The sequence below is a fragment of the Agrobacterium sp. 5Ca39 genome, assembly GCF_055382365.1.
The window spans coordinates 827820-841758 of the sequence record NZ_AP026436.1 but is presented as its reverse complement, the minus strand read 5'-3'; the positions used below and the strand labels follow the sequence as shown (position 1 = coordinate 841758).

Below are 13939 nucleotides of genomic sequence, written 5' to 3'. Positions count from 1 at the left end.
GACTCATTTCAGCGCGGCCACGAACTCCGGGTTTCATTTCTTGAACAGTAACCTTCTGCGCTCGGTCATATATGTAGCGTCCATCTTCGGGCTCTATCTCGCCACGGCCATGTTCCTGCCCGCACTGACGGATCTTTATTACGGCAATGACGACTGGATGGTGTTCGCGCTTTCCGGCTTCATGTGTGGCGGGTTCGCGCTTGCCTGCGCGCTCGCCACGCGCGGGCCGATCGCTTCGTTCAACAAGCGTTTCGGCTTTTTGCTCGTCAACCTGCTCTGGCTGGTGTTTTCCATCGTCGGTGCAGTGCCGCTTTATCTGTCCGAACTCGGCCTGACGCCCGGCCAGGCGCTTTTCGAGTCCGTCTCCGCCATCACGACGACCGGATCCACAGCCATTTCGGGTCTCGACAATGCGCCGCAGGGTATTCTCCTGTGGCGGTCGCTGCTGTGCTGGCTCGGCGGCATCGGTATTGTCGCACTCGGCCTCTTCATCCTGCCGCTGCTGCGCGTCGGCGGCATGACCTTCTTCCGCATGGAATCCTCCGACACCGGCAACGACCGCCCCTTCGCCCGGCTGGCAAGCTTCACCCGGGCTTTCGTGGCGATCTACATCGTCATGACGCTCGCCTGTACCATCGCTTATGATTTTGCCGGCATGTCGCATTTCGATGCGCTGAACCATGCCATGTCGACGGTTGCGACGGGCGGCTTCTCCACCCATGACGCGTCCTTCGCCTATTTCAACAATACGGCCCTGCTGTGGATCGCCACCATCTTCCTCATCTTCGGCAGCCTGCCGTTCTCGGTGATGATCCTGCTCGCCGTGCGGCGCCGGCTGGAGACGCTGCGCGACCCGCAGATCGCCGTCTTCCTCGGCTACCTCTGCGCGATCTCGGTTGCCGTTGGTGTCTACCACCATTTCAGGAACGGCGTGCCGCTGGATGATGCGCTCAGCCATTCCTTCTTCAACATGACTTCCATCCTGTCGACCGGCGGCTTTGCCAGCGATGACTACACGCTGTGGGGGCCCTTCGTCGTCGTCGTTGCCTTTTTCGCCACTTTCATGGGCGGCTGCTCGGGCTCGACGGCCGGCGGCATCAAGGCCTATCGTTTTCTCATCATCTTCAACGTGGCGCGGGCCGGGCTCAAGAAGCTGATCTATCCGAACGCCGTCTATTCCGTGCGCTACGGCCAGCAGGTGGTCGATCCGGAAACCATCCGCACCATCTTTCTCTTCATCAGCTGTTTCATCGCACTTTGGATTGCCGGCAGTCTGGCCATGAGCCTGATGGGCTATGATTTCCTCACCGCCACCTCGGCTGTGGCGACCTCGCTTGCCAATGTCGGCCCCGGCATCGGCCCGATCATCGGCCCGGCAGGCAATTTCTCCACGATAAGCGAACCGGCGCTCTATCTCCTGTCGATCCTGATGCTGCTGGGGCGTCTGGAAATCCTGACGGTTCTGGTGCTGCTGATGCCGATTTTCTGGAAGAGCTGAAATCACGGGCTTCGGGCGAATAAAGCGCTTGACCTTCCCACGTTGGAATAGTCCAGGCTCTCCCTGTTACGAATTCCCAATCACGGAGAACCGCCTATGTGCACCGCTCACCAGCATCACCCGGAAACCACTGCCGCACCTGTCAATGCCGACCTTTCTTTCCACGTTGAAGACATGACCTGCGGGCACTGCGCCGGTGTTATCAAGGGTGCGATCGAGAAGACCGTTCCCGGCGCTGCCGTACATGCCGATCCGGCAAGCCGCACAGTGGTGGTTGGCGGCATCTCCGATGCGGCACGTATCGCAGAAATCATCACCGCGGCTGGATACACGCCGGAAGCACGCGCCTGATCAGACGAGATACCGGCGGCGCTTTCATACAGCCGCCGCCGGATCGCACTGCCTGCCCCGCTTCGCGCTGAATTGTGTGACGGGTTTGGACGGCATCCATCCCTCTCTCCTCCCGGACGGCAAACGCCCTCTCCCTTTCAATCAAGGGTGACGGAGGAGGTTTCCCCAGCTTAATGAATCGAATCCGCCCTCCTCCGTCGTTCCGGCCCTGAGCCGGAATCCAGCTGACGTGCGTCTGCACGGCGGGAAGACTCCTTTAAGTCCAAGGACCTGGGCTGGCTGGATTCCGGCACAGGGCCGGAATGACGGCGGAGAGGTTCAGGGGCCTTCTTATAAAAGAGACCCGGCTCTTGCGAACCGGGCCACACCTCGTCAGCAATGTCACGTTGGCTTATTTCACCGCCAGATCCTTGGTCATGATGAAGTAGTTGATCGGATGCGGCTTGAAGTTCTCGACCTTGTCCGAATAGGCGTCGAAAGCCGTCTCGTGGATGAGGTAGACGGTGACCGCTTCATCGTAAACCCTCTTCGCCGCCTCGGCATAGATGGCGTAACGCTTGGCCGGCTCGGCCACCGCATAGGCCGATTTGATCAGCTTGTCCGTCTCTTCGCTGCAATAATGCGAGATGTTGTAACCACCTGTGCAGGTGTAGTCGGCGTTCAGGAAACCGATCGGCTCTGCAACGTCAGTGGCGTAACCGCGCGACAGAAGAACCATGTCGAAGTTGCCGGACAGGAGATCGGGCTCGATCGCTGTGTAATCGGCAACGCGAACATCGACCTTGATGTCGATTTCCTGCAATTGGGCCTGGATAACGGCGGCAACATCCTTGAGTTCGGTTCTTTCCGTGTAGGCGAGAAGCGTCAACTTCAGGCTGCCGGGAGCAACTCCGGCCTCTTTCAGCAGAGCCTTTGCCTTCTCCAGGTCATAAGCGGGTGTGACGTCTTGCGGCGCCCACGGCTCACCCGGTGCGAAGGGCATCGTTGCGGGCTTCACCACGCCTTCATAGATGCTGTCCGCAATACCGGCGGTATCGATGGCAGCCCGGATCGCCTGCCGAACCTTGATATCCTTGAAAGGCGCCTTTGAATTATTGAGCAGCATTTCGGTGATCCGCGGCACGGTGATCGGCGCAACCTTGACGCCCTTGGCCGCTTCAACGGTCTTCACTGTCCAAGGCGGGATCATGCGCGAAATCTGCACTTCACCGCTTCTTATCTGGGTGGCGCGCGTATCGGCGTCCGGAATAAAGTTCACGCGGCCGCCCGAAAGCTTCGGCATACCGGCCCAATAGTCATGGTTTGCGGTCAGCTCCATATATTGGTTGGCATCGACCTTGGTAATCTTGAAGGGTCCGGTGCAGGTTCCGATCGGATCGACCTTGCCCTCCTTATAGGCTGAAGGCGCGAGGATCGACGTTGCCGGACTTCCCATTTGCGCCGGCAGCAGCACCGATGGCTCGATGGTCGTGATCTTCACGATATCGTCACCATCGGCATCAACAGCGGCGATCAGCTTGGGCGAGAAGGCGCGCGCCGGAACAGGGGCTTTCAGAAGATTGGTGAGTGCATTGACCGCGGCTGCGGCATTGAGCGGCTCACCATTCTGGAATTTCACACCCTTGCGCAGCTTGAATTCCCAGACCTTCGGCGCGGTCTGCGTCCAGGATTCGGCAAGGCCAGGCTCCAGTGTCGCGTCATAACCGACACGAACCAGACTTTCGAAACATCCCGCCCGCGAGCCGAGATAGGCATCGTCGGAAGCCATCTGCCAGCCGGTCTTGACGCCGGTATAATCGTCATAGGTGATCGTTCCGGCTGTCGCCGCATGTGCCCCGAATGAGACAACAACGGCGCACGTCGCCAAAAGTGCGTGCTTCATCATAGAAGATTCCCCTTTTATTTTTGATGACAACGCTCACATCTCTTACATTTTCTCGAAAATTCGCTTATTCCATAAAACTACAACAATAATACCCTATGGATATCTTTCGATTATCCATTCGAATATCATCTATTTTACGTTTTATACTCGGAATTTTATTCCGATATTAAGCTTCAAACACACAATTCATCTGTTTTTACAGCACCAGAGAACTGTAGCTGCGTCGTCCTTCAACCCAGTTCCTGCCAGCGGTGGCAACGCGCGAAATGCTCGCCGGAAACGCCTTCCAGAACGGGTTCTACCTCTCCGCATATTGCGGTCGCGTATTTGCAGCGCGTGTGGAATTTGCATCCGTCGGGGGGATTGAGAGGGCTCGGCAGATCACCGTCCAGGAGCATTTCAGGTGCATATAACCCCGTCTCGTCCAGCATCGACGATGCAATGAGGGCCTTGGTGTAGGGATGCTTCGGCGCCCGGAAAAGCTCTTCACGGTCGGCGATTTCAACGACGCGCCCGAGATACATTACCGCTATGCGATCGCACAGATAACGCACCACACGCAGGTCATGAGAAATCATCAGAACCGTCAGACCGTGGCGACGCTTCATGTCCATCAGGAGGTTCAGTATCTGCGTGCGCATGGAGGCGTCGAGCGCCGATGTCGGCTCATCGCAAACGAGGAAACTCGGATTGAGAAGAAGTGCGCGCCCTATGACGACGCGCTGCAATTGCCCGCCGGAACACTGGCTGGGATAACGATCGTAAAATGAGGCATCAAGGCCGACCTCCTCCAGCATCCGGAAAACCCGCGTCGCGCGTTCCTCGCGAGAGCCGATGCCGTGCTGGGCAAGCGGTGCTTCCATGCTTTGCCCGATGCGCATACGGGGATCGAGTGCCGAATAGGGATCCTGGAACACCAGTTGCACGACCCGACGCATCCGCCGAAGCTCTTCGCCCTGGATTTGCAGTATATTATGATTACCGATGCTGACCTCGCCTTTCGTCGCGTTCGTCAGCCGCGTTATCAATCCGGCGACGGTGCTTTTGCCGCAGCCGGATTCGCCGACGAGGCCCAGAACCTCGCCTTCGCCGATCGTCAGCGACACGTCGTCAACGGATTTCACCACCCGGTGACCAAAGCCCGATATGGGGTAATATTTGCAAAGATTTTTGGCAATCACATAGGGTCGGCTGTCGCTGCCGGCCGATGGCGTGGCCTGTTTCATCGTTGGCGATAACATCGTCACCTCCTTCAGCACATTGCGTGGCCAGCATGATCATGGTTGACCTGCTCGTCACCGACTGCCCAGCACCGGGCCTTGCGTCCTTCCGGCAGGGCATTCAGATTCGGTTCGGCTGCCATGCAGCGGCTGCCCATGCCGGCGGATTTGGCGAGCGCGCAGCGCGGGTGAAACCGGCAGCCGCAGGACATGTCGTGGGCCTGCGAACTGGAGCCGGGGATTGTCAGCAACTGCCCCTCGCCGTCAGTGGTCAGAAGCGAGCAGCTGATGAGCGCCTTGGTATAGGGATGCTGCGGCGCCTTGAGGATCGCCTGGGTGGGCCCTTCCTCCACGATGCGGCCGGCATACATGACCGCGATCCGGTCCGCGAATGCGGCGACAACCGATAGATCATGGGTGATGAGCAGCGTGGCCAGCCGGCGCTTGCGGCGCTCGTCATCAAGCAGGCGCAATATCTGTGCCTGAACGGTGACATCGAGCGCTGTCGTCGGCTCGTCGGCGATCAGCAGTTGCGGATTGCCCGAGAGTGCCGCGGCGATCATGACACGTTGCGCCATGCCGCCGGAAAGTTCGTGCGCGAAGCATTGCGCCCGTGCAGACGGGTCGGGAATGCCGACATCGGACAGAAGGCCGACGACCCGATTGAGAGCGGCGTGCCGGCTCATCTTGCGATGGACCCATAGCGGTTCGGCAACCTGCGTCCTCACCCGGCTGGTGGGATCCAGCATGGCCTGTGGCTGCTGAAACAGCATACCGATATCTGCGCCGCGCAACGCGTCGAGTTCGGCGGATGACAGGGCGAGAATATCACGCCCGGCAAAGGAAATTCGGCCGGAGTCGATTTCCGCACCCTGTGGCAGGAGCCGCATCAGCGATAGCGCCGTCATGCTCTTGCCGGATCCGGACTCGCCGACGAGAGCGACAACTTCCCCGGCATTGACGGAAAGCGTCAGCCCGGAGATGACGAATTTCCGGCCATGTTGCGCCGGCACCGAAACGTGCAGGTCCTCAATTTCCAGAAGCGGTGCGCATTCGGAAGACATGGCCGTGCTGGCATGCGTGTGTCCTTCGATATTCATAAGAGTTCCCCTTATTTTTATTGAATCGGAGGCATTTACGGATTTTCATGCGGCTTCAGACGATATTACTCTCCTTCATTGTCCGTGGCGTCATCTATGTTTGACGGCAGTCAAATCGACCATTGCCCCTTGGCGGGCGTCAATGACCGCTCGTTTTCTTGGTTTCAAGGTTGAGGCCATGGCCGATCCAGGTCACGCTGAGCGCCGCCAGGAAAATCGCCAGGCCCGGTGCGATAACCAGAACGGGCATGCGTTCCGCGTAGGCCTGCGCATCGGACAGCATCAGCGCCCAGTCGGCGGCCGGCGGCTGTACGCCGAGCCCCAGAAATGACAGTCCGCCCACCGTGATCAGCTTGTGGCCGAACCGCAGGAACGCGACAGCGGCAATGGGCCAGATCGTGTTGGGAATAATATGCCGGAAGATGATGAAGCTCCGCGTACATCCAAGCACCTCTGCCGCGCGGATATATTCACGGGAATTGATCGAAAGCGTCAGTCCCCGTGCCAGCCGTGCGAAAGGCGTCCAGCCAACGATGGTCAGCGAGGCGATCAGCGTGCCGTATCCGGGCCCGAAGATGGCGACGAGGAAAATTGCGATCACGACATCGGGTATGGCTATGAGCAGGTCCACGATGCGCATCAAAATCTGATCGACTATGCCGCGGCTGCGGCCGCTGACGATGCCGATCAAGGCCCCTATCACGACCGAGAGAATGACGGTGATCGCGGCGATGGTGACCGTGAAACGGCCGCCTATGAGCAGACGGCTGAGCACATCACGCCCAAGATGGTCCGTTCCGAGCCAATGGGCGGCGCTCGGCGCGTTCAGCCGCAGGCGAAGGTTCTGCTGCGCCGGATTATAAGGCGAAATCCACGGCGCAATGATGAGCAGCAGGATGATGGCGAGAAAGATCGCCGATCCCGCATAGAAGGTCCAGTGCCGCCGGCGAATGAAATCCATGAACCGGTTGAGTGTCGAGGGAGGACGTCTGGGCGCGGTCATCGTCATGGCGGCAGCCTGTGGAAAGGGACTAATGGTCATGGCGACCTCGCATTGCCGGATTGATCAGGACATAGAAGCTGTCGGCCAGGGTATTGATCAGGATGGAAAGAGCGACGATGCAGATGAAGCCGCCCTGCAGCATCGGGATGTCGCGGTTGACCACCGCATCGTAGAGAAGCCGACCCATTCCGGGGATGGCGAAGATCACCTCCACCACCACCGATCCGCCCAGCAGGCCCGCAAGCCACAGGGCAAAAAACGTGACTACCGGAAGCGAGCCGTTGCGGATGCCGTGCCGCATGACCGTGCCATGCATGCCCAGCCCGCGGCTGCGCGCCGCCGTGATATAAGGGGCGCGTAAAACTTCGGCCATCGCCGCGCGCGTCACCTGCGTGAAATAGGCGAGCGGTCGCAGGGTCAGCGTCAGCGCAGGAAGGACCAGCGAACGCCAGCTGTCCCATCCCGCGGATGGCAGCCAGCCAAGATAGAGGGCAAAGACGAGCGCAGACATGGGCGCGAACCAGTATTCGGGCGTGGCGACGAACGTCTGGATCATCAACGTCGCGAAATTGTCCAGCCTTCCGCCGGGACGCATTGCGGCAAGCGTGCCGAGCGGCAGCGCAACGGCCACCGCTATTGCCAGCGCCGTCAGCGCCAGTGTCACCGACACGCCGAGGGAACGCAAAAGCTCACCGGCGACGGGTTGGCTGCTGGTGAAGGAGAAGCCAAGGTCACCGCGTAACGCGTTCGACAGCCAGGCGAAATATTGCACATAGAGCGGACGGTCGAGCCCGAGGCTGGTTCTCAGCGCTTCAACGGCGTGTGGATCAAGCGCCGTATCACGCATGCGCGAAAACAGGATGGTACGGGCCGGATCGCCACCGGCCATATAGGGCAAAAGAAACGCGATGACGGAAACGATCGCCAACATCAGGCACAGGATAAGGAAGCGCTGTAATATCTGTATCTACATGGCTGGTCTCCTTCACCGCATTGGCATTTTTACCGCAATCGACGACGTCCGCGATTGGAACGGCCGCTCATTTCGCAAGGCGCTGTAGTTCCGCTACCGCGCCGGACGTGCCCTTCAACATGCCCGACCGTTTCGGCACCACCGCCGCCGGGATGAAATCGGGATCTTCCGATTGCGCCAGATCCTGAATGATCGGACACTCCGGCTCGCCATTATCCGGGCAATAGGTCGCCAGATGGCGGAGCGTATCGGCCATGTCGCGAAGCGTTTGCATCTTGGCTTCGAGATCGACGACGTGTTCCATGACGATGCGTTTGACGTCGCAGGAGGCGCCGCCGGGATCACGCCACAAGGTCATGAGCTGCCTTATCTTTTCGATTGAAAAACCGAGGTCGCGGCCGCGCCTTATAAAGCGCAGTGTTTCGAGATCATTGGCCGTATAGACCCGGTAGCCGGAATCGGTGCGGCTCGCCGATTTGATCAGGCCGATCGTCTCGTAATGTCTGATCATCTTTGCAGAAACGCCGGATGCGGTGGCGGCTGTGCCGATGTTCATGGATCCTGCTCCTATCTTTCCGGGGTGGACAACAGATCTGCATCACTGTCGGAGAGCGCGTCAGCGCCATTCAGCCAGCCGATCACCACGTCGCTTAATGGTATGGCTCGGCATGCAAGCGTCAGGCCATCTGCTTTCTCTTCCTCAGTCAGCGAAAAAGGCGTGTGCTTGAGAAGGTCGACCTCACCGGAGACCAGCCTCGACTTGCAGGCCCCACAGCGGCCCATGCGACAGCCGTGCGGGTAAGCGATGCCTGCTGCCAGGGCGGCCTGAAGGACAGTCTCGCCCTCCGCCACCGCGATGCTGCGATCAATCTGCGGCAAGTGGATGGTCCGGGGGAGTGCCATTGTGTCCCCTCCTATTCCGCTGCTGCGAGCTGCAAGCCCGCGGGTCTGTCCGTGAGCGGCGCACGGAAATTTTTCAGGCGCAGCGCGTTCGTCAGGACGAAGACGCTGGAAAGTGCCATTGCGCCGGCAGCAAGGACGGGTGACAGCAACACGCCGTTGACAGGATACAATATTCCGGCCGCCACGGGAACGAGCGCGGCGTTGTAAGCGAAGGCCCAGAACAGGTTCTGGCCGATATTGCGGATCGTGGCCTTGGACAGGGCGATGGCATTGGCCACACCGCGCAGATCGCCCGACATCAGCACCACATCGGCGCTCTCAATCGCGACATCCGTGCCCGTTCCGATGGCGAGGCCGACATCGGCTGCCGCAAGCGCCGGTGCATCGTTGATGCCATCGCCTACGAAGGCGACCCGGCGCCCACCGGCGGCAAGCCTTTTGACGGCTTCCACCTTGCCGTCCGGCAGCACTTCCGCCACCACCTCGTCAATGCCGAGGCGACGGGCGATGGCCTCTGCGGTGCGGCGATTGTCACCCGTGATCATCGTGACCTTGAGGCCGAGCGCATGCAGCGCCGCGATCGCCTCCGGGGTCGTCTGCTTCACCGGATCGGCCACTGCGATAATCGCGGCCAGCCTGCCGTCGACTGCAGCATAAAGCGGCGACTGCCCTTCCCTGCCCAGCCGGTCTGCTTCATGCGCAAACATCGCGGTATCGTAACCGAGCTTCGCCATGAACCGGTCCGCGCCCGCTTCAACCCTGCGCCCTTCAACCACCGCCCCCACGCCAAAACCCGGCGTTGCCTCGAAACCTTCCGCATCGGCAAGCGCCAGGCCGCCATGTTTCGCGGCTTCGACGATCGCCTCCGCAATCGGGTGTTCGGATCGGGTTTCGAGGGATGCGACAAGGCGCAGCACCTCATCGGCACCGAAGCCCTCGGTCGTTGTAAAATGCACCAGTTTCGGCCTGCCGAGCGTCAACGTGCCGGTCTTGTCGACGGCGATCACCTCGGCATCACGGAGCGTCTGGAGCGCATCGCCGCGCCGGAACAGCACGCCCATCTCGGCGGCGCGGCCAGTGCCGACCATGATCGAGGTAGGCGTGGCAAGGCCCATGGCACAGGGACAGGCGATGATGAGAACCGCAACCGCATTGACGAGCGCGAAGGTCAGAGCCGGATCCGGCCCGAAGAAGAACCACACGAGGAAAGTGGCGGCTGCGGCCAGCATCACCGCCGGCACGAACCAGTTGGTGACCTTGTCGACCAGCGCCTGAATGGGCAGCTTGTCGGCCTGTGCTTCCTCGACCATGCGGATGATCTGGGCGATCAGCGTATCGGCGCCCACCTTGGTGGCGCGGAAGGTGAAAGAGCCGTTGCGATTCACCGTACCGCCCACGACCTCGGAACCCGCCGTTTTCGTAACCGGCACGGGTTCGCCGGTTATCATCGATTCATCGACATAGGACGAGCCACTGAGGATCACGCCATCGACCGGCACTTTCTCGCCAGGACGGACAATGATCACATCACCGGCGTGCACATCCTGCAACGGCACATCCACGGTTTCGCCGTCGCGCAACACCCGCGCCGACTTGGCCTGCAACCCGAGCAATCGTTTTATCGCCTCGCTGGTGCGGCCTTTGGCGCGCGCTTCAAGGAACCGGCCAAGGAGGATGAGCGTGACGATGACAGCAGCGGCCTCGTAATAGACATTCGCCGTGCCGCGCGGCAATATTTCGGGCAGGAAGGTTGCCACAACCGAAAATCCCCAGGCGGCGGCGGTGCCCAACACGACAAGCGAATTCATATCCGGCGCGAGCCGCAGAAGTGCGGGTATGCCTTTTTTGAAGAAACGCAGACCCGGTCCAAAGAGTACCAGCGTCGTCAGAACGAATTGCAGATACCAGCTTTCCCGCATGCCGACCGTTTCCATCACGATGTCGTGGATCGCGGGGACAAGATGCGAGCCCATTTCCAGAACGAAGACTGGCAGGGTCAAAGCAGCGGCCACGGCCAGGTTGATTTTCAGGCTGCGCAACTCCACGGCGCGCCGGTCCTGCTCCACTTCGCCGGCCTTGTCGGCGACGATTTCCTTCGCCGTGTAACCCGCCCGTCTGATCGCCTCCCCCAAGGTGGCGGTAGAGGCGGCATTGCCGGCGACGCGGATGGTGGCGCGCTCGGTCGCCAGGTTGACGCTCGCTTCCGAAACACCGGAAACAGCCTTCAGGGCCTTTTCAACACGGCCCACACAGGAGGCGCATGTCATACCCTCAATATCAAGCTCTATGGTTTTTTCTTCGACGCCATAGCCGGCATTCCGCACCGCCGCGATCACGGCCAGCACGTCAGGTGATCCGGAAAAAGAGATGTCAGCGCGTTCCGTCGCAAGATTGACCGAAGCCTTGAGAACCCCGGGCACCCTGGCGATCGCCTTTTCAACGCGGCCGACGCAGGAGGCGCATGTCATGCCATCGATCGCAATCTGATGGCTCGCCCGGATCTCCATTTGTGACATGCGTAGGACCCCTCTTTTCTCATTTAAAAAAAAGATAGGGCTTCCCATCGTGGCAAGGTCAATAGGTTCTTTCGGGTGATTTCAACGGAAAAATGCCGCCTGCGTGATCAAGCACACTTTTAAGGCAATCCTGCGGATCTCAGCGCCAACCATGCCGAAAACCTGGAAAATTCGGCATAAAATCCTCCCAGACGCCGGGAAACCGCAGGGAAGCAAAAAAGAAAATTTAATCGGGGTTATGGTGCGGACGGCGGGACTTGAACCCGCAAGACCAATGGTCGGCAGATTTTAAGTCTGCTGCGTCTACCGATTTCGCCACGTCCGCATTGCGGCGCCATGAACCGTTTGGGGTCAAGTCGCTGCAAAAATGCTGTCATCGTTCAGGTGGCCGGCGCAAAGGCCGACCTTAAACACGACCGCGCCTCATCTACACAGTCCGGGCCGTTTCGGTCAACGGGGCCTCAGCCACACCAGGACTGATTTTTTCCCGAGAGCGGATGGGCCAGACCTTCGCGCACGAGTTGATCGGCGAAGGAGACGCCTGAACGCGAAAGGCGTGTCCGTTCCGTAGCTTGCCCGCCCGCAGCACCGGTAGATGCGACATCGAAGGCGCCGGCGTTCAGCATTTCGCGAAGCCTGACTTTCGCAATGAAACCGCGCTGGCGTTCTTCCATGCAGCGCGCCCGGTCGATCTGCGGAACCTCAATGCCGGCGAGCTGCATTTTGACGCCCTTCATCCAGAAGGTGTTGCCATCGGCCACACAATTGTTCAGGCCGGAGCGGCCGCAAAAGGCAAAAGTGCCGCTTTTTTCGCCGAGCGAGACCTTTTCGACTGACGGGCGGGTTTCCGGCAGGATAGCTGCGACCTTGTTCTGAGAGGCCGTAGGCGGCATGGCGATGGGGCGTGGCGGAACCGGTGCGTTGCCGGGCAGGACGGGGGCAGCAGGGCGCATGGCCGCGACTTTCTCGGAGGTAACCGCCTCGCGCTTGGCCGCCGTCGTGACTTTAGGAGCGTTGGCTGCCGAAGACGTCGCCTTAGCAACAGCCCGCTGCGGCAAAAGACTATCGCGATGTTCGTAGGCCTGAATGCCGCCGGCAACCACACCCAGCATCAGCACCCAGGGCCAAACGCTACCGCCACTCGATTTCTTCGCCGTGCGGCGTCGCGCTGTCGATTTTCGGTTGCTCACGGTCGGACTCCTTTTTACGGAGCCGCATTATCGGCCAAAGGGGTTTCTGAAAGGTTGGCGTCCCGAAACAGCTGTGGAAAAGGTTTAGCGAACCTGATCCAGCAGGCGCTTGCATTCGAGCAGATCAAACAGGGCCTCCTGCAAAAGCGCCTGGTCATCCTTGCCAATGCCGGACTTGCCCACCGATATTTCAGCGTCGCTGCCGCCACCGCCAAAACCGAAAAACCGGCCGCTTGGCTTCGCCTTCGGACGGCCGACGACCTCATCGCCATCGGTATCGATAACCCGCGGCTCGTTGACTTCCTTTTCGCCGCTCGCCGCCATGATGGCTTCCATGGTCGCGAGATCACCGGAGGCAATGGCAGCCACGAAGCGGTTGCCATTGGCTTTCAGCAGCTTCTGCACGCCCTTGATAGTGTAGCCATGGTCATAAAGAAGATGACGTATGCCTTTCAGCAGGTCGATATCATCAGGGCGGTAATAACGGCGGCCCCCGCCCCGTTTCATCGGCTTGATCTGCGGAAAGCGCGTTTCCCAGAAACGCAGCACATGCTGCGGCAGGTTCAGCTCATCCGCCACTTCACTGATCGTCCGAAACGCGTCGGGGCTTTTATCCAAATTTCCACTCCCATCCGAACCGGAGCGCCATGCATCCGGCCGGACACTGAACGAGAACGCTTTTCCCCCGCCGGCCCGCATATCACGCAAGGTCAGGTCCGACCTTCGCGCCAACACCGGTTGCGGCAGGATACAAATCACTAAAATTGATTATGATGTGAGTCGACCGGATTTCAACGGCTTGCGCGTTGAAATTCAAGCATGTTCACAGGAAGAATGGGAAAAAGGGCTTACGGAGGCGCAAAACCGCGCCATGGCGCCGCTTCGCGCGCAGGCTTACGTACCGGACTTCTGGCCCTTCTGCTTGGCTTTACGAGCGGTATGCGCTTTCAGAATGCGCTGCTTCAATACATTCGAAGCCTTGAAGGTCATGACGCGACGTGGGGAAATCGGAACTTCCTCCCCCGTCTTCGGGTTGCGGCCAATGCGCTCGTTCTTTTCCCTGATCTGAAACGTCGCGAAAGAGGAGAGCTTGACGACTTCACCGCGGGTGATCGCGTTGCATATTTCGTCGATAATCGTTTCGACCAGCTCAGCGGATTCGGTGCGGGACAGCCCGACTTTACGAAACACAGATTCTGCAAGATCTGCGCGTGTCACTGTCTTCCCGGCCATTTTTCCCCACAAACCGTGTCTGAATTCTTCTCTAGGAGACGCCGAGATTATTTCCCTTGTGGCGGCC

General features: G+C 59.7%; 12 protein-coding genes, 1 tRNA gene and 1 pseudogene. 2 read left to right on the top strand and 12 right to left on the bottom strand.

Annotated features, from left to right (window positions below; genetic code table 11):
• The first annotated feature begins 40 nt into the window (after window positions 1–40).
• Both ACZ47E_RS04115 and ACZ47E_RS04110 read left to right on the top strand, forming a co-directional pair.
• Complete coding sequence (locus ACZ47E_RS04115) at window positions 41–1498, top strand: TrkH family potassium uptake protein (protein WP_004441214.1); 1458 nt, start codon at window positions 41–43, stop codon at window positions 1496–1498.
• A 96-nt stretch (window positions 1499–1594) separates the two neighbouring features.
• Entirely contained in the window at window positions 1595–1849 is a 255-nt protein-coding gene (locus ACZ47E_RS04110; RefSeq protein WP_004441212.1) for a heavy-metal-associated domain-containing protein, read from the top strand.
• Window positions 1850–2240: 391 nt separating this feature from the next.
• On the opposite strand, the gene ACZ47E_RS04105 is transcribed toward ACZ47E_RS04110, so the two are convergent.
• The 12 genes and pseudogenes from ACZ47E_RS04105 to ACZ47E_RS04050 all read right to left on the bottom strand — a co-directional run bounded on the left by ACZ47E_RS04105 (window position 2241) and on the right by ACZ47E_RS04050 (window position 13872).
• Window positions 2241–3734 carry an ABC transporter substrate-binding protein gene (locus ACZ47E_RS04105; protein ID WP_278067362.1) on the bottom strand — a complete coding sequence of 498 codons (1494 nt, stop codon included), beginning with the start codon at window positions 3732–3734 and terminating at the stop codon, window positions 2241–2243.
• Window positions 3735–3964: 230 nt separating this feature from the next.
• Entirely contained in the window at window positions 3965–4975 is a 1011-nt protein-coding gene (locus ACZ47E_RS04100) for an ABC transporter ATP-binding protein (RefSeq protein ID WP_022555997.1), read from the bottom strand.
• Between the two features lie 11 nt (window positions 4976–4986).
• Window positions 4987–6054, bottom strand: coding sequence for an ABC transporter ATP-binding protein (locus tag ACZ47E_RS04095; RefSeq protein WP_004441208.1), 1068 nt, complete (start codon window positions 6052–6054; stop codon window positions 4987–4989).
• A gap of 139 nt (window positions 6055–6193) precedes the next feature.
• On the bottom strand, window positions 6194–7096 hold the full coding sequence (locus tag ACZ47E_RS04090; protein WP_278067361.1) for an ABC transporter permease: 903 nt from the start codon (window positions 7094–7096) through the stop codon (window positions 6194–6196).
• A complete protein-coding gene (locus tag ACZ47E_RS04085; RefSeq protein ID WP_464016897.1) occupies window positions 7086–7988 on the bottom strand; it encodes an ABC transporter permease in 903 nt (300 codons plus the stop codon). The genes ACZ47E_RS04090 and ACZ47E_RS04085 overlap by 11 nt, the downstream gene beginning before the upstream one ends.
• Window positions 7989–8097: 109 nt before the next feature.
• On the bottom strand, window positions 8098–8586 hold the full coding sequence (gene cueR / locus ACZ47E_RS04080) for a Cu(I)-responsive transcriptional regulator (RefSeq protein WP_035207803.1): 489 nt from the start codon (window positions 8584–8586) through the stop codon (window positions 8098–8100).
• A gap of 47 nt (window positions 8587–8633) precedes the next feature.
• A pseudogene (locus tag ACZ47E_RS04075) lies at window positions 8634–8933 on the bottom strand (2Fe-2S iron-sulfur cluster-binding protein); the annotation flags it as partial.
• 11 nt (window positions 8934–8944) lie between these two features.
• Window positions 8945–11449 (bottom strand): heavy metal translocating P-type ATPase, encoded by a 2505-nt coding sequence (locus tag ACZ47E_RS04070; protein ID WP_278067360.1) that lies wholly within the window; start codon window positions 11447–11449, stop codon window positions 8945–8947.
• Between the two features lie 239 nt (window positions 11450–11688).
• Window positions 11689–11774 (bottom strand) — tRNA-Leu (locus tag ACZ47E_RS04065).
• Between the two features lie 136 nt (window positions 11775–11910).
• Window positions 11911–12639, bottom strand: coding sequence for a thermonuclease family protein (locus tag ACZ47E_RS04060; protein WP_004441197.1), 729 nt, complete (start codon window positions 12637–12639; stop codon window positions 11911–11913).
• Window positions 12640–12723: 84 nt separating this feature from the next.
• On the bottom strand, window positions 12724–13257 hold the full coding sequence (locus ACZ47E_RS04055) for a MerR family transcriptional regulator (protein WP_004441196.1): 534 nt from the start codon (window positions 13255–13257) through the stop codon (window positions 12724–12726).
• A 276-nt stretch (window positions 13258–13533) separates the two neighbouring features.
• Window positions 13534–13872, bottom strand: a complete 339-nt coding sequence (locus ACZ47E_RS04050; protein WP_006697942.1) for an integration host factor subunit alpha — start codon at window positions 13870–13872, stop codon at window positions 13534–13536.
• Window positions 13873–13939 lie beyond the last annotated feature (67 nt).

Coding starts and splice junctions, on each gene's coding strand:
- ACZ47E_RS04070 (WP_278067360.1), bottom strand. CDS start 11,449: ATGTCACAAATGGAGATCCGGGCGAGCCATCAGATTGCGATCGATGGC.
- ACZ47E_RS04090 (WP_278067361.1), bottom strand. CDS start 7,096: ATGACCATTAGTCCCTTTCCACAGGCTGCCGCCATGACGATGACCGCG.
- ACZ47E_RS04100 (WP_022555997.1), bottom strand. CDS start 4,975: ATGTTATCGCCAACGATGAAACAGGCCACGCCATCGGCCGGCAGCGAC.
- ACZ47E_RS04110 (WP_004441212.1), top strand. CDS start 1,595: ATGTGCACCGCTCACCAGCATCACCCGGAAACCACTGCCGCACCTGTC.
- cueR (WP_035207803.1), bottom strand. CDS start 8,586: ATGAACATCGGCACAGCCGCCACCGCATCCGGCGTTTCTGCAAAGATG.
- ACZ47E_RS04085 (WP_464016897.1), bottom strand. CDS start 7,988: ATGTTGGCGATCGTTTCCGTCATCGCGTTTCTTTTGCCCTATATGGCC.
- ACZ47E_RS04105 (WP_278067362.1), bottom strand. CDS start 3,734: ATGATGAAGCACGCACTTTTGGCGACGTGCGCCGTTGTTGTCTCATTC.
- ACZ47E_RS04095 (WP_004441208.1), bottom strand. CDS start 6,054: ATGAATATCGAAGGACACACGCATGCCAGCACGGCCATGTCTTCCGAA.
- ACZ47E_RS04050 (WP_006697942.1), bottom strand. CDS start 13,872: ATGGCCGGGAAGACAGTGACACGCGCAGATCTTGCAGAATCTGTGTTT.